18 protein-coding genes are annotated in these 20174 nt (G+C 50.1%); 13 read left to right on the forward strand and 5 right to left on the reverse strand.

The genetic code is table 11. The features are described from left to right. The first annotated feature begins 34 nt into the window (after positions 1 to 34). Complete coding sequence (gene purT, locus ACT53G_RS06470; RefSeq protein WP_313987652.1) at positions 35 to 1231, forward strand: formate-dependent phosphoribosylglycinamide formyltransferase; 1197 nt, start codon at positions 35 to 37, stop codon at positions 1229 to 1231. A gap of 11 nt (positions 1232 to 1242) precedes the next feature. Beyond that, positions 1243 to 1665 (forward strand): group II truncated hemoglobin, encoded by a 423-nt coding sequence (locus ACT53G_RS06475; RefSeq protein ID WP_338654243.1) that lies wholly within the window; start codon positions 1243 to 1245, stop codon positions 1663 to 1665. 128 nt (positions 1666 to 1793) lie between these two features. On the opposite strand, the gene ACT53G_RS06480 is transcribed toward ACT53G_RS06475, so the two are convergent. Continuing rightward, a complete protein-coding gene (locus ACT53G_RS06480) occupies positions 1794 to 3245 on the reverse strand; it encodes a DEAD/DEAH box helicase (protein WP_476168987.1) in 1452 nt (483 codons plus the stop codon). Between the two features lie 9 nt (positions 3246 to 3254). Further along, positions 3255 to 4805, reverse strand: a complete 1551-nt coding sequence (locus ACT53G_RS06485; RefSeq protein WP_194747667.1) for a DEAD/DEAH box helicase — start codon at positions 4803 to 4805, stop codon at positions 3255 to 3257. 377 nt (positions 4806 to 5182) lie between these two features. Between ACT53G_RS06485 and typA the strand changes: the two genes are divergently transcribed. The 5 genes from typA (at position 5183) to ACT53G_RS06510 (ending at position 10998) form a co-directional block, all read left to right on the forward strand. Next, positions 5183 to 6991, forward strand: a complete 1809-nt coding sequence (typA, locus tag ACT53G_RS06490; protein ID WP_194747666.1) for a translational GTPase TypA — start codon at positions 5183 to 5185, stop codon at positions 6989 to 6991. Positions 6992 to 7359: 368 nt separating this feature from the next. Beyond that, complete coding sequence (locus ACT53G_RS06495; RefSeq protein ID WP_476168988.1) at positions 7360 to 7932, forward strand: hypothetical protein; 573 nt, start codon at positions 7360 to 7362, stop codon at positions 7930 to 7932. A gap of 174 nt (positions 7933 to 8106) precedes the next feature. After that, positions 8107 to 8919, forward strand: coding sequence for a polyphosphate kinase 2 family protein (locus tag ACT53G_RS06500; protein ID WP_476168989.1), 813 nt, complete (start codon positions 8107 to 8109; stop codon positions 8917 to 8919). Positions 8920 to 9046: 127 nt separating this feature from the next. Beyond that, the gene (locus ACT53G_RS06505; RefSeq protein ID WP_194748432.1) at positions 9047 to 10348 is read left to right on the forward strand and encodes an ATP-binding protein; all 1302 of its coding nucleotides are present in this window, start codon (positions 9047 to 9049) and stop codon (positions 10346 to 10348) included. Positions 10349 to 10377: 29 nt separating this feature from the next. Beyond that, on the forward strand, positions 10378 to 10998 hold the full coding sequence (locus tag ACT53G_RS06510) for a response regulator (protein ID WP_194748431.1): 621 nt from the start codon (positions 10378 to 10380) through the stop codon (positions 10996 to 10998). 106 nt (positions 10999 to 11104) lie between these two features. On the opposite strand, the gene ACT53G_RS06515 is transcribed toward ACT53G_RS06510, so the two are convergent. Beyond that, a complete protein-coding gene (locus ACT53G_RS06515) occupies positions 11105 to 11941 on the reverse strand; it encodes a DMT family transporter (protein WP_476169014.1) in 837 nt (278 codons plus the stop codon). Between the two features lie 89 nt (positions 11942 to 12030). Beyond that, positions 12031 to 13182 carry an aromatic ring-hydroxylating oxygenase subunit alpha gene (locus tag ACT53G_RS06520; protein WP_194747662.1) on the reverse strand — a complete coding sequence of 384 codons (1152 nt, stop codon included), beginning with the start codon at positions 13180 to 13182 and terminating at the stop codon, positions 12031 to 12033. A 274-nt stretch (positions 13183 to 13456) separates the two neighbouring features. On the opposite strand from ACT53G_RS06520, the gene tal reads away from it, so the two are divergent. The 3 genes from tal (at position 13457) to hxlB (ending at position 15857) form a co-directional block, all read left to right on the forward strand. Beyond that, positions 13457 to 14410 (forward strand): transaldolase, encoded by a 954-nt coding sequence (gene tal, locus ACT53G_RS06525; RefSeq protein WP_194747660.1) that lies wholly within the window; start codon positions 13457 to 13459, stop codon positions 14408 to 14410. Positions 14411 to 14582: 172 nt separating this feature from the next. Further along, positions 14583 to 15215, forward strand: a complete 633-nt coding sequence (hxlA, locus tag ACT53G_RS06530; protein ID WP_194747659.1) for a 3-hexulose-6-phosphate synthase — start codon at positions 14583 to 14585, stop codon at positions 15213 to 15215. Positions 15216 to 15320: 105 nt separating this feature from the next. Further along, on the forward strand, positions 15321 to 15857 hold the full coding sequence (gene hxlB, locus ACT53G_RS06535; protein ID WP_091470596.1) for a 6-phospho-3-hexuloisomerase: 537 nt from the start codon (positions 15321 to 15323) through the stop codon (positions 15855 to 15857). Between the two features lie 46 nt (positions 15858 to 15903). Here the strand turns inward: hxlB and ACT53G_RS06540 are convergent, their stop codons facing one another. Beyond that, positions 15904 to 16611, reverse strand: a complete 708-nt coding sequence (locus ACT53G_RS06540; RefSeq protein WP_275355324.1) for a HisA/HisF-related TIM barrel protein — start codon at positions 16609 to 16611, stop codon at positions 15904 to 15906. Between ACT53G_RS06540 and ACT53G_RS06545 the strand changes: the two genes are divergently transcribed. Genes ACT53G_RS06545 through pabB form a run of 3 tightly spaced genes read left to right on the forward strand, consistent with a single transcriptional unit; the run spans position 16606 to position 20163 of the window. Then, a complete protein-coding gene (locus ACT53G_RS06545; RefSeq protein ID WP_313987623.1) occupies positions 16606 to 17682 on the forward strand; it encodes an ATP-grasp domain-containing protein in 1077 nt (358 codons plus the stop codon). The two genes, ACT53G_RS06540 and ACT53G_RS06545, sit on opposite strands and share 6 nt — an antisense overlap. Next, positions 17669 to 18721 carry a hydantoinase/oxoprolinase family protein gene (locus tag ACT53G_RS06550; protein WP_476146497.1) on the forward strand — a complete coding sequence of 351 codons (1053 nt, stop codon included), beginning with the start codon at positions 17669 to 17671 and terminating at the stop codon, positions 18719 to 18721. The genes ACT53G_RS06545 and ACT53G_RS06550 overlap by 14 nt, the downstream gene beginning before the upstream one ends. After that, positions 18718 to 20163: an aminodeoxychorismate synthase component I gene (gene pabB, locus ACT53G_RS06555; RefSeq protein WP_476169015.1), complete on the forward strand. Its 1446-nt coding sequence runs from the start codon at positions 18718 to 18720 to the stop codon at positions 20161 to 20163. Before ACT53G_RS06550 ends, pabB begins: the two co-directional genes overlap by 4 nt. The last annotated feature ends 11 nt before the right edge of the window (positions 20164 to 20174 follow it).

Here is a 20174-nt window from a genome sequence, read left to right on the forward strand (position 1 = left end):
ATGGTATCATTACGCTTTTACAGTGGAGCTAAAAATGATTGGTACCCCGTTAAGCGCAAATGCGACCAAAGTCATGTTGTTGGGCAGTGGCGAACTTGGCAAAGAGGTGATTATTGCCTTGCAGCGTTTGGGGGTGGAAGTCATTGCGGTTGACCGTTATGAGCATGCGCCTGGTCACCAAGTTGCCCATCATGCCTATGCGATTGATATGACTGACGCGGATGCGCTTAAAACCTTGGTGAGTCAGGTCAAACCACATTATATCGTCCCGGAAATCGAGGCGTTGAATACGCAGGCGCTGGCCGAGATTGAAGCCACAGGCGTCACGGTGGTGCCTACTGTACGTGCCGTGCAACTCACCATGAACCGTGAAGGGATACGCCGGCTGGCCGCGGAAGAATTAAACCTGCCGACGTCACCGTATGCGTTTGCCCGTTCTGAAGCTGAATTGCAAGCAGCGATTGACGGTGGTATTGGTTATCCATGCTTTATCAAGCCCACCATGTCTTCGTCTGGTAAAGGTCAATCCCGCATTACACAAGCCTCAGAAGTGAAGGCCGCCTGGGAGTATGCCGCCAGTGCGGGGCGTGTCAATCAAGGGGTGGTGATTGTCGAAGGTCAGATTGATTTTGATTATGAAATCACCTTGTTAACCGTGCGTGCCAAAAATGCCGCTGGCGAGATTGAAACGCATTTTTGCGCGCCGATTGGCCATGTGCAAAAGCAGGGCGATTACGTTGAGAGCTGGCAGCCACAAGCAATGGATGCGCTAGCCTTGAAAAATGCTCAGGACATTGCCAAAAAAGTGACGGATGCCTTGGGTGGTCAGGGCTTGTTTGGCGTTGAGCTGTTTGTCAAAGGTGAGCAGGTTTGGTTCTCTGAGGTTAGCCCTCGTCCGCACGACACTGGGATGGTCACCATGTGCACGCAGCGCCTGAATGAGTTTGAACTGCATGCGCGTGCGATTTTAGGCTTGCCTGTGGATGTGACTCAGCGTGAGACTGGCGCAAGCGCCGTCATTTATGGCGGTGCAGATACCAAAACACTGGCCTATCACGGTCTGGAAGCGGCCATGTCAGTACCTAACAGCGAGATTCGCTTGTTTGGCAAGCCGGAGTCTTTTGTGCGGCGTCGCATGGGCGTCGCCTTGGCGACCGCTGACAATACTGACCTCGCGCGTGCGCGTGCCAAAGAGGCTGCGGGTCTGGTCACGCCTAAAGTCGCAGGATAACTGGTGTGGCAATGACTGAAATTCAAGAGCCAAATGCTTCCAAACAATCGTTGTTTGACTGGCTGGGCGGCACAGAAAAAGGGACTGAGACCATCCGACAGCTGGTGGAAACCTTTTATGACATCATGGATAGCGACCCAAAAGCGGCGGGGTTACGCGCCATTCACCAGCCAGATCTCACCGAGGCACGCGAAAAGCTGTTTATGTTTTTAACTGGCTGGACGGGTGGGCCGCAGTTGTATATCGAACGCTATGGTCATCCCAGATTACGGGCACGGCATTTGCCGTTTTCCATTGGTGAGTCCGAGCGCGATCAATGGATGTATTGCATGATTAAAGCCATGCATGCCTTACAGTTTGACGAGTCGCTGATGAAGCATATTGCCAATCAATTGTATGGCGTGGCGGATTTTATGCGCAATCGCGAGGGTTAATCCCCTTAATATTAATATTCGCAAGCTCAACCTCTCATCCGCAGAAAGAAAAAGCCCCGACTCTCGGGGCTTTGTCATCATCGCGATCCCAGTTCCAGGACTTCAGTGTCGTCTCTGGGATTGCAGGCTTAAGACTCAATATTCGCGGTCTCCGCTGCATTTTCAGCAGGTTGCTGAGCAGGGAGATCTGATTTCTGCTTAGACCTGCCTGTCGTGCGCTTGGCTTGCGTGCGGTTTTGCGGCGTCGCTTTAAAGCCAAATCCACCCAGCAGCGCGGCAACCACTTTGCGTTTTACGTTTGCTGCAGATTTTGCCGTGACTGCTTTGGGCGCGGCCGTGGCGGCGGCTGGCTGGTAAGGCTGCTCAAACCAGGCATCCTTGCCGCTGGAGGCTTTAGAGGGGCGTGAACGCGTAGGGGTCGTACTGCTGCTGACATTCGCTTTTTCTTTTGGAATCTGTTTTTTGATGAGCTTTTCAATCTCGTCAAAATACTTGGTTTCATCCTCGTCGATCAGCGAAATGGCAATGCCTTTAGCGCCTGCACGGCCTGTACGGCCAATACGGTGCACGTAATCTTCTGGCGCAGTAGAGATTTCGTAGTTAACCACCAACGGCAAGTCCGTGATATCCAGACCGCGTGCGGCAACATCGGTCGCAACCAATGCGTGAATACTGCCCGCCTTAAACGCATCAAGCGCTTCGATCCGTTCTTTTTGCGATTTGTCACCATGAATCGCGCTACAAGGCACCTGATCACGTTCCAGGGCTCTAGCCAGCTTGCTGGCCGAAAGCTTGGTTTTGGTAAAAACAATCACTTGCTGATTGGGGTATTGCTTGAGCAGTTGTACCAAAAAACGTTGTTTCTGGTCAGTGTTCACCAAAAACGCTTTTTGTTCCACATTGTCGTTGGTGGCGTTGCTGCGTGCCACTTCAATCAATGTCGGATTATTTAAAAACGCATCTGCCAGTTTTTTGATTTCATCAGAAAATGTCGCCGAGAACATCAGATTTTGCCGCTGTTTTGGCAACAAGGCCAGAATGCGCTTCAAGTCAGGCATAAAGCCCATATCCAGCATGCGGTCGGCTTCATCCAACACCAGAAACTGTACCTGGTTTAACGACAAGGTTTTTTGTTCGACATGGTCCAGCAGTCGCCCAGGTGTCGCGACCAGAATTTCAACGCCCGTCTTGAGGATAGGCGTTTGCGTCTTGATATCTACACCGCCATACACCACGGTACTACGCAAAGCCGTGTGTTTGGCATAGGTTTTGATGTTGTCGTATACCTGAATCGCCAGCTCACGAGTCGGCGCCAGTACCAAGGCCCGGATGGGATGCTTGGCTGGCGAGGTGCTGGTGCTGGCCAATGGTAGCAGGGTATGCAAAATTGGCAGCGAAAACGCCGCCGTTTTGCCCGTCCCGGTTTGCGCACCGGCCATCAAATCCATGTGCTGCAAGGCAAGAGGAATCGCCTGCGCCTGAATCGGCGTCGGCGTGGTATACCCGGATTCCTCAATCGCTTTTAACAGCGGCTCGGCCAGGCCGAGCGCACGAAAATCTACAATGGTTTGCTCAGTCATAGGCTAGGCTTAGGCAAATGAACGAGGACGTTTGGCGGCGCCACCACCATTGTCACCAAAGGATTTTCCCGCTGGACGTGGTTTTTGATTGCTGCGGCTGGCGTTAGGGTTGCCGAAGCGTTCCTGGCTATTGGTTGGACGTGGGCGGCGCTGGCCAAACTCGTCCGCCAATGCGCGGGCAAACTGGAAGTCGGTATCCTTGTTGTAGCTCTTGCTGTTACCGTTGACTTCTTTGCTTTGTCCAGCTTCTGGGGTACGCGGTGCACGTGGCTTATTGTTTTGCGCATCGCGCTGGCCTTCACGTGCAACACGTTCACCAAATGATTTTGGCTGTGCTGAACGCTCGTCGCGACGGAAGCCACCTTTACCTTGTGGTTTGCCAGGGCGCTTGCCACGACGGCTATCGCCATCATCCATGCGTACCGCACGTTTTGGCTCAAAACCGGCAATCACTTCAGCCTGTAATTTCTGGCCAGTATATTGCTCGATTTTGCGCAGCAAATGACGATCGGCGTTTGAAGCAAACGAAATCGCAACGCCGGTATTGTTGGCGCGGCCAGTACGGCCAATGCGGTGTACATAGTCTTCAGCAAATTTAGGCAGGTCGTAGTTAATGACGTGTGAAATACCTTGTACATCAATGCCGCGCGCTGCAACATCCGTCGCTACCAGCACTTTTACATCGCCGTGGCGCAATTTTGTCAGCGTGCGGTTACGCGCACCTTGAGTCATGTCGCCGTGCAATGCGGCAGTGCTATGGCCGGCAGCATACAAGTCTTCAGCCAACAAATCGGCATGGCGCTTGGTGCTGGTGAAAATAATGGTTTGATTGACATCTGGTGCAATCAGCAAGTGCTCCAGCAGTTTGTTCTTGTGGTTCATGTCATCCACAAAGTGCAAACGTTGTTCAATGTTGGCATGTTTTTCTTTTTGACCAGCCACCTGAATAGTGAGTGGATTATTGAGGAAACGTTTGCCGATATCCATAATCCCGTCAAGAGTGGCAGAGAACAGTAAAGTTTGGCGCTCAGCAGGCAAGGCTTCGCAAATACGCTCTACATCCGGCATAAAGCCCATATCCAGCATGCGGTCAGCTTCATCCAGCACCAGCATCTGCAGGCGGCTCAGGTCAATGCGGCCACGCTCAAGGTGATCAATAAAACGGCCTGGCGTTGCTACCAGAATATCCAGTGGTTGCGACAGCAGCTTGTTTTGCAATGGGTAAGGCATGCCACCCACAATGCTGATGCAGCGTGCACGCAAGAATTTACCGTATTTACGTGCGGCTTCATTCACTTGTGCAGCCAGTTCACGGGTTGGTGTAAGTACCAGGATACGTGGGCCACGGCTGCGCACCGGGTGTGGTGTTGCCAGCAAGTTTAAAGCGGGCAGGGTAAATGCAGCGGTCTTGCCGGTGCCGGTTTGTGCAGAAGCCATAATGTCACGGCCTTGCAATGCTTCAGGAATAGATTGTGCCTGAATCGGTGTTGGGTTTTCATAGCCTGCGTCGGTCAATGCGCGCAAAATGGAGGGGTCGAGATTTAAATCTGCAAAAGACAAGGAATGTCCCTTTCATCAACAATTAAAAAGGGCGCTAGTAAAGCAAATGCAAAGCCAGTCAATTACATTGCACAAAGTGCGCATGTAGTACTTGCTGAGCGAAAGCAACATCAGGAATGGATTGCTTTTACCGGCGCTTGGGCATGGCCACTAACCGATAAAAGAAGATGGTGTCATCAAGACTTCATCTAAAGATGATAACCTCAAAAATTCGCGAGTTATCGACAGGTCAGGGCAATGAATTTAAAACGTATTGGGCTAGTAGAGCACCAGCAACGCTTTAAAGTTGCTCGCAGTATATCCATTTTATTTTAAAAGTCAATTATTTAGTTGATTTGTGATAAAATCGCGCCCTTTCCAAACAGATGGCAGTTCACATGGCACGCAATTTAAGAAATATCGCAATTATCGCCCACGTTGACCACGGTAAAACCACCATGGTCGATAAGCTACTTCAACAGTCAGGTACTTTTGCCTCACACCAAGCGGTGACTGAGCGTGTGATGGATAGCAATGATCTCGAAAAAGAGCGTGGCATTACCATTTTGGCCAAAAACACCGCCTTAACGTATGAAGGCACGCATATCAATATCGTTGATACCCCGGGCCACGCCGACTTTGGTGGTGAGGTAGAGCGTGTATTGGGTATGGTGGATGGCGTATTGCTGTTGGTGGATGCCGTTGACGGCCCCATGCCACAAACCCGTTTCGTGACGAAGAAAGCACTGGCACTAGGTTTGAAGCCTATTGTCGTGATTAACAAGGTAGACCGTCCAAGTGCCCGTCCGGATTGGGTGATCAACCACACTTTTGATTTGTTTGCCAATTTGGGTGCAACGGATGAGCAATTAGACTTCCCTGTGGTCTATGCCTCTGCCTTGAATGGTTTTGCAACGCTGGACCTGAAAAATCCTTCAGACAATATGCGTGCCTTGTTTGAAACGATTTTGAGTCACGTTGAGCCGCCAAAAGGCAACAGCGATGCTCCATTGCAATTGCAAATTTCAGCCTTGGACTATTCGACATATACAGGTCGTTTGGGCGTTGGTCGTATCACTAATGGTCGTATCAAGCCAGGCCAAGTCGTAGCAGTGATGCGCGAAGATGAACAGGTCGCACAAGGCCGTATTAACCAAGTGCTCGGTTTTAGAGGTTTGGAGCGTGTGCCGGTTGAAGAAGCCGAAGCAGGCGACATTGTGATCATTTCAGGGATCGAAGAAATCGGTATTGGTTTCACCATCTGTGATCGCGACAAACCTGTTGGTTTGCCACATCTGGGCGTAGATGAGCCGACTTTGACCATGGACTTTATGGTCAATACCTCACCATTAGCAGGGACTGAAGGTAAGTTCATCACCTCACGTCAAATTCGTGATCGTTTAACCAAAGAGTTGTTGGTTAACGTGGCTTTGCGCGTTGAAGATACTGAAGACACCGATGTTTTCCGTGTGTCTGGTCGTGGTGAATTGCACCTGACCATTTTGCTGGAAAACATGCGTCGTGAAGGCTTTGAAATTGCTGTAGGTAAACCACGCGTTGTGTTCAGAGAAATCAATGGCGAAAAATGTGAGCCTTATGAAATCCTGACTGTAGACGTTGAAGATGAAAATCAGGGCGCGGTCATGGAGGAGTTAGGCCGTCGTCGCGGTGAAATGACTAACATGGAATCTGATGGTAACGGTCGCACACGTTTGGAATACCGCATCCCAGCACGTGGCCTGATTGGATTCCAGGGTGAGTTTTTAACCTTAACCCGTGGTACAGGCTTGATGGCGCATATTTTTGACGAATACGCCCCGGTAAAAGCAGACATGCCAGGCCGTCGTAATGGTGTACTTATTTCAGCGGAACAAGGCGAGGCCGTTGCCTATGCCTTATGGAAGCTGCAAGATCGCGGCAAAATGTTCTCTAGCCCAGGCGACCGACTGTATGAAGGCATGATCATCGGCATTCATAGCCGCGACAATGACCTGGTCGTTAACCCGATCAAGGGCAAACAACTCACAAACGTGCGTGCTTCTGGTACAGACGAAGCGGTGCGTTTGATCCCGCCAGTCTCGCTGAGCCTGGAAAGTGCTGTAGAGTTTATTGACGATGACGAATTGGTCGAAATCACCCCAAAAACCATTCGTCTGCGCAAACGTTACCTGCTGGAGCACGAGCGTAAACGTGCTTCTAAAGACTAAATAAGTGATATGTTGATAAAAAACGCCAGCGAAAGCTGGCGTTTTTTATTGCAAGAATGCTGGATGATTAAACATTAAGAAGTGCGCTTGCAATGGTTCAAAAAAAAGATTTAAATCTCTTGTATATAGATTTCTTCATCGCGTTTTCTTAAAGCTTCGATCGCTCTAAGGTTAACGGAAACACCTTAGTTGTCGGTTTTAGTTCAGGTGTGTTTTTCATATCGCCATCCTTTAAATGATGGTGTATTAAAAAATAACTAATCATTGATTTTATTATGATAAATTATTTTATTAATTTTATATTTCCGTACTAAATAAAAATTTAGGTTCTTTTTTTGGCTAATTAACGTTATGCATAAAGGCTTTTTATGAGCACTAAACAGTTTGCTGCACAAATGAAGTCGATGATTGAGGACATAAAGTCCAAGGGTACAGCGGCAATATATTGTGACAACCTGATTGCCTATCTAACAGAGGTTCAAAATTCACCTGAGATTGAACCAACAGCTGTAGAAATTGAAAGATATAAGGCTGACTTACAAAACTGGATTGAGTCGAACAAACTGAACCATGAAAGTGACCTAGAGATGTTTCGTTCAGTTATCTCATCAGGTCAAAATGCAATGAAATCATCTTTTCTTTTGAACGGTGGGGCTTCTATTGCTTTACTTGCATTTATAGGTCACTTGGCTCAGTTTCAACCAACTAAAGTTGCTGCTTTTGGGCATTGTTTGTTGCCTTTTACTTTAGGTGTTTTAGCAATTTCTGTTACCTCTGGCTTTACTTATTTAAGCCAGTGGCTATATGACAGCACCAATGCATCCGCTCGTAAGGCAGTTTTTGTTTTTAATATCCTGTGTATTATTCTCGGCCTAGTCTCCTATGCTTTTTTTACATGGGGGCTGTTTGTTGCGCAAGGTTTGTTCACATCGTATGCATAACCAATTATTCAGGCGAGACACGCTAAGGTGTTCACCTTAATTCGTTAGGCTCCTGTAGTCGAGTAGGGTGGGCAACTTGTTGCCCACGCATTGTGATCCTAAATTAACCCCACCTTTTGCAACGCTCTCAGCTTGAGATACACTGCTTGTGATTTTGTCATCTTGGCAGGCCTCATGGAAAAGCTGGAAAAATACCGCGTCAACCCTAAAAAATTCTCCCTCAAGCAATATTCTCCCGATGACCGCTCAGCGCGGAGTGAAGATAAAGCGCAGGATTTGGCCGAGTTGGCAAAACTGACTGAGGCAATTAATGCGCGGCAGGATATTTTGCATGCTGAGGGCAAGCATAAGGTGATTTTGCTGTTGCAGGGCATGGATACCAGCGGCAAGGATGGCACAGTGAAGCATGTGTTCAGTGCTTGTGACCCGTTAGGCATTCGTCTGGCGAGTTTTAAAGCGCCTAGCGCTGATGAGCTGGCGCATGATTATTTATGGCGGGTGCATGCGCAGGTGCCGGCAAACGGTGAGTTGGTGATTTTTAACCGTAGTCATTATGAAGATGTGCTGATTGTGAAGGTGCATGGCTGGATTGATGAGGTGGAATGCAAGCGCCGTTATCAGCAAATCAACGATTTTGAGCGTATGTTGACCGAGACGGGCACGACACTGATCAAGTGTTTTTTACATATCTCGAAAGAAGAGCAAAAGGAGCGCCTGCAAGAGCGTCTGGATGAACCGACTAAGCATTGGAAATTTAATCCAAAAGACCTGGAGGAGCGCGCGCTTTGGGAGGATTATATGCAAGCGTATGAGTCTGCCTTGCAAGCCACTTCTACCGAACATGCGCCTTGGTACGTGATCCCGGCCAATTCTAAAACCAACCGCAATCTGCTGATTTCACGTTTGTTGCTGGAGACGCTGAATCAACTGCCATTGGCTTACCCGCCTAAACCCAAGGAATGGGATGCTTTGAAGATTAAAGACTAAGCGCCGGATTGGTTGAATTTAATGATTTTACGCTGTGAGAATGCGCGGTAGTTAAAGTCTAATAGGGCAATTGCGATTATCATCACTCTCCATGAGTTTACGTTTCAGGTTAAATCTTTTAGTCACCATGCTGTCGCTGGCTTTTTTGGTCGCGGCAGGCGTGGTGTTGGTGCGCGACACCAAAGACAGTATTCGTGAGCGGGTGGAGGCGGCTACGCGGGTGACGGTGCAATTGCTGGATACGGTGATTGTCAGTTCTGCCATGAATCCCAGCCTGGGGCCGACGCATTATGTGTTGCAGGATTTTTTACGCTCTTTGGGCTATGTGCGCAGCAGCCGGATTGAGCTGTATGACTACGCCAATAACCCGTTGTATCTTTCTCCTGGCTCCACTTTTAAATCTGAAGTCATCCCGCCACAATGGTTTGTACGTCTGGTGGCCCCCAAGGTCGAAACCGTGACGCGCCGGGTGCGGTATGGGGTGCTGATTGTTCACTCCAGTGCAGAAGGCTCGATTCGGGAGGCTTGGTCCGGCTTTAGGCAATTGATGATTATGGGCATTGGTTTTTTTGTGCTGCTCAACTTGCTAGTGTATGGCTTGCTGAGTCATGCGTTGCGTCCGGTCAGGCATATTTTGCATGCGATTAACCGCATAGAGCAGGGTGATTTGACAACGCGCCTGGAGCGCTTCTCTTTGCCCGAGTTTGACCGTATTGGCCAAAGCTTGAACCAGATGGCTGTCTCGCTGGATGCCGAGCGCCAGTTGGAGCAAAACCGCCAGCTTACGCAACTGATACAGCAGCATATTGAAGACGAGCGGCGCAGCCTGGCGCGTGAGCTGCATGATGAGCTCGGCCAGTATGTGACCGCGATCAAAACCTTTGCCGTGGCTATTGTGAACAAAACCAAGGCGACCACGCCTGATATCTCCGCCAATGCGCAGACCATCGTGGCGGCGGCCAACCATATTTACGACGGCATGCACAATATCATCCGCCAGTTACGTCCGGCCGCCATGGATAATATGGGCCTGGTGGAAACCTTGCGAGATATGATATCCGGTTACCAGGCGCAGCATCCAGAATTAAGCATACAGCTGCATGTCTCTGGCGAGTTTCAGCCCATGGGCGAGAATGTGAACATCAATCTTTACCGCATTGTGCAAGAGGCGGTGAATAACGCCATCAAGCACGCGCATGCACAATGTATCAATGTGCATTTACTGCTGGATAAGGATGGCTTACGCCTGATGATCTGCGATGATGGCGTGGGGATGCATATCGACAACGTGGACCAGACCAAGCATTTTGGCTTGCTGGGCATGCGTGAACGTGTACAAGCATTGCATGGGCAATTTAAAGTAGTTTCGCAGCCAGATGCTGGCCGTGGAACCACCCTGGAAGTTCGGTTGCCTATACAATCAGCATAAATAAAGGGGAGACAAGCGTGATTAGTGTAATGCTGGTGGATGACCATGCCGTGGTCAGGATGGGTTTTAAAATGTTGCTGGAGTCCGACCAGGATATCAAGGTGATTGCTGAAGCTGAAAGTGGCGAGGCAGCCATCAAGGCCTATCAGGAGCATCATCCGCAAGTGGTGGTGATGGATATCACCATGCCTGGTATCGGCGGCATGGAGGCGATTGAGCGGATTCTCGCCAAAGACAGCCACGCGCGTATCCTTGTACTGTCTGCACATGAAGACTCCGTGCATCCCAAGCGCGTGCTAAATGCCGGTGCGATGGGCTATGTCACCAAACGCAGTGCGGCGGAAGAGTTGATCAAAGCCATCCGCAGTGTGGCACAAGGCAAAAAGTATCTTGAAGCCAGCGTGGCCCAGCAAATGGCGATTCAGCAATTATCAGGTGAGCAAAATCCAGTCGATGTGCTCAGCGAACGTGAGTTTGAAGTGTTTATGTCGCTGGCGCGAGGCAAATCCACCAACGAGATTGCTGAAACCTTGTTTTTGAGTCCGCGTACCGTGGGCACGCACCTATATAACATCAAACAAAAACTCAACGCACAAAACTCTGCCGAGATTGCGCTGATTGCGATGCGTTGTGGCTTGCTAGAGCCATAAGCGTTCAATTAAAACCAGCTTAGGTCTTTAATAAAAAGTCATTCTTAGCAATAAGAATGACTTTTTTTATTGCACTTTTGGGGGAGGGTAAGGCCTTGGGGTTACTTTAAGCGCGGCTGCGGGTACTTAAAACACCAAAGGAGATAATCAACAGCATGCCTGCTGTTTCAAGCAGACTCAGGGCTTCTGCCCAGAAGAGCATCCCAAGCAGGGTGGCAAAGACGATGGTGCTATAAGCCAGGCTTGCCACCGTCAAGGTGTTGCCTGTGCGGTAAGCGCGGGTGAGCGCCAGTTGACTCAGGGTGGCTGAGAGGCCGAGACCGCACAATAATGGCAGGTCTTGCCAGCGTAGGGGCGTGACATGGTCGATCAACATCCAGCCGCCACTGGCAAGCGTGCACACCAGTGTGAAGTAAAAGACGGTACGCCAGTCGGGTTCGCCTTGTATCCCCAGTTGTTTGACGTGGACATAGGCGAGCGCTGCCCCAATGCCTGAGAGCAGACCCACGCCCCCGGCCAGCCATTGCTCGCGATGGAACGTGGGTTGTAAGAGCAGGCAAATGCCAATAAAGCCTCCCACCACGCATAGATTAAGCCTCAATCGCTGTTGGCGCGTCAGTGGCTGGTCACCTGTGAGCAGCCAGGGGGAGAGCAGGGCGAGGAACATGGGCGAGGTGTAGTTGAGTGTGATGGCAGTGGCCAGCGGTAAATGCGCGATGGCATAGAAAAATAGCAGCAAGGCCGTGAATCCCACGCCGGCTCTGCGCAGCTGCATATTGAATAGCGGTGTTTTTATCTGCTTGCCTTGACCGTAAACGATGGCGGCAATCATCACAAAGCCAAAGGCAGAGCGGTAAAACACCAGTTCACTGGTGGTGAAGCGTGCTGCGCCTGCTTTGACAAATGCGCCCATGATGGCAAACCCCAAGCCTGCCAGCAACATCCAGTAGCTACCCAGCTGCCAATGTTGGGGGTGCCAGGAGCGTGGGGAAGGTGGTTTTTTCAAACGGAAACAGTAAGATGGATGTTCGGTTAGCGTGGCAAGTGGGCAGGTAGATGCGGTTCCATCTGGCGGCGATACCATTGATGGAAGTGCTCCAGTCCTGTTTCCATCGGGTGCTGATAGGGGCCACGCTCATCTTTACCTAGCAGATACAAGCCTTTGCGGCCATCCTGCATACGCTGGCAGATTTCCTTGTCTTCTACTGCGGTCTCAAAATAAGCCGCTTGCTGCGCTTTGATGTATTCACGCTCAAACAGCGCAATATCTTCTGGATAGTAAAATTCGACCACGTTTTTGCACGACTCGACGCCGGTCGGGATGATGTGGGAGACGACCAACACATTGGGGTACCACTCGATCATCAGGAAAGGATACATGACGAACCAGATGGCGCCGTATTTGGGCGCGGTGCCTTGTTGGTAATCGGTGACCGTTTGTTGCCACTGCTTGTAGACTGGCGACAGGCTGTAATCTGGCAGCGGTTTGTAGCCCACGGTTTGTACGCTGTAGTGTTCGCCAAATTCCCAGTGCAGTTCACCACAATCAACAAACTGGTTCAGGCCAGGGTGGAAAGGGCCTACATGGTAGTCTTCCAGGTAGACTTCGATAAAAGTCTTCCAGTTGAAATCATAGTGATCCACAATCGCCGAATCAAAATAATAGCCGGTGAAGTCAAAGTCCTGCTTGCAACCAAGCGTTTTTAACACCTGGCTAATCTCCAGACCTTTTTGTTTGCCAGTGGTCTCGTTCGCTTTAAAAAGCAGGCCTTGCCATTCTGTCAGGGATTGTTTTTCAAGGTGCAGGCAAGGGGTTTGCTCAAAATGCGGGGCGCCGAGCAATTGTCCGCTCAGGTCGTATGTCCAGCGATGAAGCGGACAGACGATATGTTGCGTATTGCCTTGTCCATTGAGCATGACTGCTTGCCGGTGACGGCAAATATTGCTGATCAGTTGAGGCGTGCCTTGCTGGTTGACCAAGGCCACGGCGTCGTGCATCCAATCCAGCGCCCGGTAGTCTCCGGCGTTAGGCACCATGCGCGTATGCCCCATGTATTGTGGCAGCAAGGAAAACAAATGCGCCTGCTCCAGCGCATAGATTTCCGGGTTGAGGTACCAGTCTACGGGTAATTGTGCGAAGCGAGTCTGATGGTGTTCTTTATTTAAAGAGGTGACAGAGCCCATATGCCCAACGGATAGATTACTTGCAAAAAAGGTGAATTGTGCCCGAAAAGGGGGTAAATGAAAAGTCAAAGCGCCTTTATTCACTGTAAAAATCCGGCTCAATCATTTGATTTTAATCAAAAAAATACGCGTTGTGTGTGAGGTAGACCTGGCCCCGGGGCTTATCCAAGGCCAAAACGAGGCTTAACCAACTCAAATAAATTCAGTTATAATGTTCGAGGTTTTTGTGTATAACAATACGTAAACGATAATTGCAATTTTTAGGAGCAATCGAATGGCAAATTTATTAGATCAGTTGAAAGCAATGACAACCATCGTGGCTGACACTGGTGATGTTGAAGCAATCAAAAGTGTTAAACCTGTGGATGCAACCACAAACCCATCTCTGGTGTTGAAGGCTAGCCAAATCCCTGAATACGCACCATTGATTGACACTGCCATTGCTTATGCTAAAGCACAAGGCGGCTCTAAAGAGCAACAAATTGAAAACGCAGCGGATAAATTGGCTGTGTTGATTGGCGCTGAAATCACTAAAGTGGTTCCAGGCCGTATTTCTACAGAAGTGGATGCACGTCTGTCTTTCAATATCGACGCCATGGTTGCTAAAGGTCGCAAATTGATCAGCCTGTACCAAGAGTCTGGCATAAGCAAAGACCGCGTATTGATCAAACTGGCTTCTACCTGGGAAGGTATCAAGGCCGGTGAGATTCTTGAAAAAGAAGGCATCCAGTGTAACCTGACTTTGCTGTTCGGTTTTGGTCAAGCCCGTGCGTGTGCTGAAGCTGGCGTATTCCTGATCTCCCCATTCGTTGGCCGTATCCTCGACTGGTACAAAGCGAAAAACCCAGGCACTGAGTACACACAAGAAACTGACCCAGGTGTAGTTTCTGTGCGCGCAATCTACCAGTACTATAAAGAGCACGGTTACAAAACCGTGGTAATGGGTGCTTCTTTCCGTAACACTGGCGAGCTGATTGCCTTGGCTGGTTGTGACCGTTTGACCGTGTCTCCAAACCTGCTGCAAGAGTTGGCTGCAACTGAAGGTACATTGACTCAAGTGTTGAAAGATGGCGGAAAAACCAAAGAAGTGCCTGCCAAATTGACAGAAGAGCAGTTCCGCTTTGAATTGAATCAGGATCCAATGGCGACAGAAAAATTGGCTGAAGGTATCCGTGGTTTCGTGGCTGACCAGAACAAACTGGAAGCTGCATTAGCCGCAAAACTGTAATATCGCCATGCGATAATGCACACGGGCAGTGATCTGCCCGTGTGGCTTTTAAGTCAGGCATAAATTGGCCTGCAACATTGACTTATTTTGGCTGCGAGCTTACTATGGGCGACCAGCTTGAATTGGTAGTACGCTAGCAATAGCATTTAAATTTTAACTTTTGGAGAAAAACATGGCATTAACACAAATGGCATTAGACTCATTGGATTTCGACGCAACTATCGCTTTGGCAGAAAAAGTTGCTCCACACGTTGACATTCTGGAAATCGGTACACCATGCATCAAGCACAACGGTATCAAATTGCTGGAAACTCTGCGCGCTAAGTTCCCAAACAACAAGATCCTGGTTGACCTGAAAACTATGGACGCTGGTGAGTACGAGTCTGAGCCATTCTACAAAGCTGGTGCTGACATCTGCGTAGTTTTGGGCGTATCCGACATCGGTACAATCAAAGGCGTAATCAAAGCTGCTAACAAATACGGCAAAAAAGCTCAAGTTGACCTGATCAGCGTTGAAGACAAAGTTGCTAAAACTAAAGAAGTTGCTGCTGCTGGTGCACACATCATCGGTATCCACACTGGTTTGGACCAACAAGCTGCTGGTCAAACTCCATTTGCTGACCTGGCTGCTGTTGCCGGTTTGAACCTGGGTGTTGACATCTCTGTTGCTGGTGGCGTTAAAGCTGCTACAGCTGCTCAAGTACGTGACGCTGGCGCGACTATCATCGTTGCTGGTGCTGCTATCTACGGCGCTGCTGACCCAGCTGCTGCTGCTGCAGAAATCACTGCTATCGCTCACGCTTAATTCATTTAAGCATCAATAAGCAATTATTGATTAGCGATCATAAAAACCCGACCCAGTAATGTGTCGGGTTTTTTATTCAATTTTATGTTTACACAGGATTTAAAAATGGATCATCAACAATTTATTCTGGACAACCTGAAACGCATTCTTGACGTGACCGACAAATCAAAAGCAGCTGAGCTGCTCAAGTTGGTTGATGAGGCAGGTTCTACGTTCATTGGTGGCGCAGGTCGCTCACTGCTGGTCTCACGTTTCTTTGCCATGCGCCTGGTACACTCCGGTTACAGCGTTTACATGATCGGTGAAGTGGTGACTCCAGCCATCAAAAAAGGTGACTTGCTGGTATTGGTTTCTGGTTCCGGTGGTACAGCGACGTTGCTGCCATTTGTGAAAAAAGCCAAAGAAGTGGGCGCAAAACTGGTGGTTATCTCCATGAAGAAAACTTCTGCCATGGCAGATGTGGCTGACCTGGTGATTCAAATTGGTCAGGATGACAGCTTCCCACTGGTCAAAGGCATGCCTATGGGTGGTCAGTTCGAGCTGTCGACCTTGGTATTCCTTGAAGGCGCGATTTCTGAATTGATTCATGCTAAAGGCCTGACAGAAGAAGGCATGCGCGCATTGCATGCAAACCTTGAGTAAGTGTTTAGGCTTGGCCTATAAAAAACCGGTCGTATGACCGGTTTTTTTATGCGCCCCATTTGGATAAATCATGTGCTGTGAGTTGCTTTTGATGCAGCGCACTGGCGATCAATACGCCGCTGGCGCCTGCCTGCGATAAGGTTTCAATATCTTGCGCATCACGTACGCCACCAGCGGCATATAAAGCTTGTTGCGGATGCTGCGCTTTGAGCGTGGCCAGTTGTGTATGGTCTGGGCCGCGATTTGCCCCGACCTTGGGCAAGCTCATGACGATGGTGGGGTGTGTCCATTGCTGTGGCGCTGAGAGCAGTTGGGTGGGCCCATGAAAGCCATCTTGGAAAAAGTCCAGCGAGAGTAGGCTGTTTGGGCACGTTTGCCGCATTTGTGCATAGGTTTGATCATCTTGCATAGACTCACTGGCCAGAATAGGGGTGATGCGGGCAGATTGCCAAGGAATCAGCTGGTCGGCGGTTTGAAAACCTGCGTCTATCCACCAGGCTAATTGCGGGAACTCGACCATCGCCTGCTGGATCAAGGACAGGTGGTTCGGCAACGTGCCTTGGCCAGTGATGGCATTTAAATCTGCAATATACAGGCAGTCAAACGGATAAACTTGTAAAATAGCTGCCACGATATCGATCAGGGCATGGCTCTCCGTCAGTTGCGATTGAATAGGACGGTAGTGCTGGCGCTGGCCTTGTATGGCCTGGACCACCTGGCCATGCATCAAATCGATGACGGGAATAATATGCAAAATACCACTCGTTTCAAAATCTGGGTTTGTGAATACATCAGCGCCGGCGGCTTGGTTGCAGAAGCCTTGCCTGCCAGTTTGCTGCAGGAAGGGCTGTTGATGCGAGACGCCCTATTGGCAGACCTGGCTGCGCTGGGCATGGATTGTATCACTAGCCATGACTACCGCGTGATGCCGCCTGCAATGGCGCAGAGTGTTGCCATACAGGCGCATGAAAATGCGCATTCGGTATGGCAACAGCAACTCGCTGAGCAGGACATTGATGCCTGTTGGGTGATCGCACCCGAAACGCAGGGGATTCTGCAAGCGTTGTGTCATCTGGTGCAAGACATGGGTATTCCATGGGTCGGATGCACGGCACAGGCTATTGCCGACACCACCAGCAAGGCATGCATGGCTGAGCTTTGTCACCAGGCCGGTGTGCCAGTGGTGCCACACGTGATGTTGGCTGAACTGACCACATTTGAATCGCTGTCCTGGTATGCTCAGGGGCAGTTGCATGGCTGGGTAGTGAAACCTGATGATGGCGCGGGTTGCACTGCAACATATTACTTTAAAAAAGATTCTGAACTGATTGAATTTAAAAATAATTTAATCAATAATTCCTTGCTGAGTCAGACGCGGTTTTTGCTACAGCCCTATGTGCCAGGCATTGCCTTGAGCATGTCAGTGGTGGCTACCGCTAACCAGGTAAAAGTGATCGCTGCGCATCGCCAGCAGGTGGAAATCGTCAATGGTGAATTTACTTTTAACGGGGCTGGTGTCAACGAAGCGACGGATCAGATCCTCGCCATGCAGCGACTGGCCGAGCAAGTGCATCGTGCGATCCCGGGCCTGATCGGTTATTGGGGGGCGGATATGATTTTGAATGCTGCGGGCGCCTTGGTTCTGGTTGAAATCAATCCACGATTAACCACTCCGTATATTGGATTGTCGAGGATAATGAACAGCAATCCGGCAGGAGTCATTCTGCAGGCAGTATTAAACAATCAGTTACAAGCAGACGTGGCTAGCAGCTCGCTAAGACTCACGCTGAACACATTGCAAGAGGGGGGATATGACCAGGTCTAAACCTGTCATTGGATGGGATATTGGCGGTGCGCATGTCAAAGCGGTGATGCTGGATACACAATCGCAGGTACTCAACGTTTCACAGCAGGCATGCGCTTTATGGAAAGGCCTGCCGCGATTGGAAGAGGCCATTAAGCATCTGTTGCATGACTGGCAATTGTCGGCGGACGAATGCGATCATGTCATTACCATGACCGGCGAGTTGGTGGATTTATTTGAAAATCGGGCACAAGGCGTACAAGCAATTGCGGAAACGGTCCATCGCTATTTGCCAGCCGCCAGATTTTATCAGGCCACAAAGGGTTCAGGCATGACCTTTACCGACAATGTGACAGGCCAAGCGGAAACGATTGCCTCCATGAATTGGCATGCCTCAGCACAATGTCTTGCCATGGCCTTGCCTGATACCGCGATGGTTGTGGTTGATATCGGCAGTACGACTTGCGATCTGACACGATGTCAGCAGCAACAGGTCTTGCCCTCAGGCTGGACAGATGCCGAACGTATGCGGCAATCTGGACTCTGTTATACCGGTGTCGTCCGCACACCGCTGATGGCGCTTGGGCCATTTATTGAATGGCAAGGTGCACAGCGCCATATCGCTGCCGAGTATTTTGCCACCACGGCGGATGTCTACCGTATTTTGGGCGAGCTGCCGGCCAGCGATGACCTGGCAGACACGGCGGATGGTCAAGGCAAATCGCTGTTAGAAAGCATGCGGCGCATCGCTCGTATGGTTGGGCATGATGTCGAATCAGCCGAGGACAACCTCTGGCAGTCTCTGGCGCAGGCGTTTAAAGCAGCGCAGCTCACCTTAATCAAGCACAGTATTCAGGCAGTGATCGCGCAGGGACAAGACCGACCGCAGACCTTGGTGGGTCTTGGTGCGGGCAGTTTTCTGGTCAGCCAATTGGCTGACGAATTGGGGATGAAGTACTACGCTGCTTCTACTGTGGTAGAGGCCGCTGAGGCAAGTTTAAAAAAGGATGCAGAGGTATGTTTTCCGGCCTATGCAGTGGCGAGGTTATGGCAGCAATGACATTGAATACGCTGACGCTCCCGTATGCTGAAGGCATGCATTGGTTCAAGCAGGTGAGAGACCTCACTTGGCCCATGTTGCTTGAAAGTGGGCAGATTGAGAAAACAGATGCAGTCGCGACCGTGGATGAAGAGATCAGCCTGGGGGCGCGCTTTGATATTGTGGTGGCTGCCCCTGTGGCGAGAATAATTCATCGGCATCCGCACACAGACGTGCTGGTTGATGAGCAGCGCACCCGCACGGAAGAAGATCCTTTCAAAGCCATTCAGCAATGGTTGCTCTCCCATCCTGTTGAACGTACCCCTGAGGTTCCGTTTGCAGGGGGCGCCCTCGGCTATTTTGCCTATGACTTGGGTCGCAGTATTGAAAATATTCCAGTGATGGCACAACAGGACGTGCCGTTGCCAGAGATGATGGTGGGCATTTATGACTGGGCGATCATCGTGGATCACCATGCACGGCAGTGCAAGCTGGTTTCGCATTTACGCTATCTGGATCAAGCAGGCCTTGAGCAACTGCATGCCAGGTTGCTATCCGTGGCGCCAGAATGCAATAGCGTACCATTTGAAGTCGTCGGCAACGTAGAGGCCAATCTGGATCAAGCCGCTTATGCTCAGGCCTTTACACGCGTCAAAGATTACATCCGTGCCGGGGATTGCTATCAGATTAACCTTGCGCAGCGTTTTGCCGTGGAGGTGCGCGGTGACGCCTGTCAGGCGTATGATCATTTCCGGCAATTGAGCCGTGCGCCTTTTATGGCGTTGATGCAAGTGGAGGACGGGGAGGGGTTGCCTGTTTCGGTCCTTTCCATGTCGCCTGAGCGTTTTTTGCAGGTGGTGGATCAACAGGTGGAAACGCGTCCGATCAAAGGCACTCGTCCGCGTCACCTCGATGCTGAGCAAGATGCAGCGATTGCCCAGGAGTTATCCGGCTGTATCAAGGACCGCGCCGAGAACCTCATGATTGTTGATCTGTTGCGCAACGATATCGGCAAGGTGTGTGCCGTTGGGTCGGTGAAAGTCGAAGCGTTATTCAAATTGCAGCGATTTACCAATGTGCATCATCTGGTCAGCATCGTTCGTGGTCAGCTGGCCAATGGGTTTCATGCGCTGGATTTGCTGCGCGGTTGCTTCCCTGGCGGCTCTATTACTGGTGCGCCCAAGTTGCGTGCGATGGAAATTATTGAGGAGTTGGAGCCGCATCGGCGTGGGATTTATTGCGGCAGTATCGGCTACATTGGCTTTGATGGTTGTATGGATACGAATATTGCGATTAGAACGGCGGTCATTGCCCAAGACCGCATGACGTTTTTTGCCGGCGGTGGCATTGTCGCTGATTCGGATTGCGCCAAAGAGTATCAGGAAACCTTTGACAAGGCGTCGCAGTTCTTCAAGCTGGTTGCGGCATTTAAAACAAAAAACGAATGGTCAGCAAAAAACTAATGTTCAGGAAG

It is taken from the genome of Methylophilus sp. DMC18, from assembly GCF_056314005.1.

What these genes read in the sequence shown, in the direction of transcription:
- ACT53G_RS06505 (WP_194748432.1), top strand. Translation starts at nt 9,047, where the DNA reads ATGCTGTCGCTGGCTTTTTTGGTCGCGGCAGGCGTGGTGTTGGTGCGC.
- pabB (WP_476169015.1), top strand. Translation starts at nt 18,718, where the DNA reads ATGACATTGAATACGCTGACGCTCCCGTATGCTGAAGGCATGCATTGG.
- ACT53G_RS06510 (WP_194748431.1), top strand. Translation starts at nt 10,378, where the DNA reads ATGCTGGTGGATGACCATGCCGTGGTCAGGATGGGTTTTAAAATGTTG.
- ACT53G_RS06500 (WP_476168989.1), top strand. Translation starts at nt 8,107, where the DNA reads ATGGAAAAGCTGGAAAAATACCGCGTCAACCCTAAAAAATTCTCCCTC.
- ACT53G_RS06545 (WP_313987623.1), top strand. Translation starts at nt 16,606, where the DNA reads ATGCAAAATACCACTCGTTTCAAAATCTGGGTTTGTGAATACATCAGC.
- hxlA (WP_194747659.1), top strand. Translation starts at nt 14,583, where the DNA reads ATGGCATTAACACAAATGGCATTAGACTCATTGGATTTCGACGCAACT.
- hxlB (WP_091470596.1), top strand. Translation starts at nt 15,321, where the DNA reads ATGGATCATCAACAATTTATTCTGGACAACCTGAAACGCATTCTTGAC.
- ACT53G_RS06515 (WP_476169014.1), bottom strand. Translation starts at nt 11,941, where the DNA reads ATGTTGCTGGCAGGCTTGGGGTTTGCCATCATGGGCGCATTTGTCAAA.
- ACT53G_RS06550 (WP_476146497.1), top strand. Translation starts at nt 17,669, where the DNA reads ATGACCAGGTCTAAACCTGTCATTGGATGGGATATTGGCGGTGCGCAT.
- tal (WP_194747660.1), top strand. Translation starts at nt 13,457, where the DNA reads ATGGCAAATTTATTAGATCAGTTGAAAGCAATGACAACCATCGTGGCT.
- ACT53G_RS06475 (WP_338654243.1), top strand. Translation starts at nt 1,243, where the DNA reads ATGACTGAAATTCAAGAGCCAAATGCTTCCAAACAATCGTTGTTTGAC.
- typA (WP_194747666.1), top strand. Translation starts at nt 5,183, where the DNA reads ATGGCACGCAATTTAAGAAATATCGCAATTATCGCCCACGTTGACCAC.
- ACT53G_RS06495 (WP_476168988.1), top strand. Translation starts at nt 7,360, where the DNA reads ATGAGCACTAAACAGTTTGCTGCACAAATGAAGTCGATGATTGAGGAC.
- ACT53G_RS06520 (WP_194747662.1), bottom strand. Translation starts at nt 13,182, where the DNA reads ATGGGCTCTGTCACCTCTTTAAATAAAGAACACCATCAGACTCGCTTC.
- purT (WP_313987652.1), top strand. Translation starts at nt 35, where the DNA reads ATGATTGGTACCCCGTTAAGCGCAAATGCGACCAAAGTCATGTTGTTG.
- ACT53G_RS06480 (WP_476168987.1), bottom strand. Translation starts at nt 3,245, where the DNA reads ATGACTGAGCAAACCATTGTAGATTTTCGTGCGCTCGGCCTGGCCGAG.